Annotated in this window: 2 pseudogenes; one reads left to right on the top strand and one right to left on the bottom strand. The window is 69.3% G+C overall.

Annotated features, from left to right (window positions below):
- Positions 1-294: pseudogene (locus tag A5764_RS26995) on the top strand (hypothetical protein); the annotation flags it as partial.
- A gap of 4 nt (positions 295-298) precedes the next feature.
- On the opposite strand, the pseudogene A5764_RS26990 reads toward A5764_RS26995, so the two are convergent.
- Positions 299-683, bottom strand: a pseudogene (locus tag A5764_RS26990) (hypothetical protein); the annotation flags it as partial.

Here is a 683-nt window from a genome sequence, read left to right as displayed (position 1 = left end):
GTCTCGACGATCTCCTTCGGCACGCCCTACGGCACCGTCGAGTACGAGGGCGCCACCATTCCGGTGCCCGTCGACGACCAGACGCTGCAGGAAATCACCAAGATCACCGACGGCCAGGCGTTTCACGCTGACAGCCTGGAGTCGCTCGAGGGCGTCTATTCCACGCTGCAGCGCCAGATCGGCTACGAGACCGTGAAGGGCGACGCCAGCCTCGCCTGGATGCTGCTGGGCGCGGTGCTGCTGGCCGGCGCCGTCCTGGCCGGTGAGTTCCTGAACCGCAGGCTGCCCGCCTGAGCGTTCAGGTCGGCAGGCGCCGGTTGATCAGCAGGGCCAGCGCCGCGGCGATCAGGGCGGCGACGACGCCCAGGCGCAGCCAGCCGGCGCTGCCGGGACCGGGCACCGTGCGATACCCGATGTCGTTCTCTATGGCGTTGTAGCTCTTGTTGAGCTCGCTGAGGTTCGTGGCGGTGTAGGACTGCCCGCCCGACAGCCGCGCGATCGTCTTCATCTGGTCCGTCGAGACGGGGACGGCGACCCGCTGCCCGTTCATCTCGATCTCGCCGCCCTTGGTGCCGAACGAGATCGTCGAGATGGGCACCTCCTCGGCCTTGGCGGCCCGGGCAGCGGTGAACGCGCCCTGCGGCGCGTTGGGGTCGAGCGGCACGTTTTCGGCGCCGTCGGAC

It is taken from the genome of Mycobacterium sp. 852002-51057_SCH5723018, assembly GCF_001667035.1.
Taxonomy (GTDB): domain Bacteria; phylum Actinomycetota; class Actinomycetes; order Mycobacteriales; family Mycobacteriaceae; genus Mycobacterium.
This window is presented reverse-complemented; position numbering and strand designations above follow the sequence as displayed.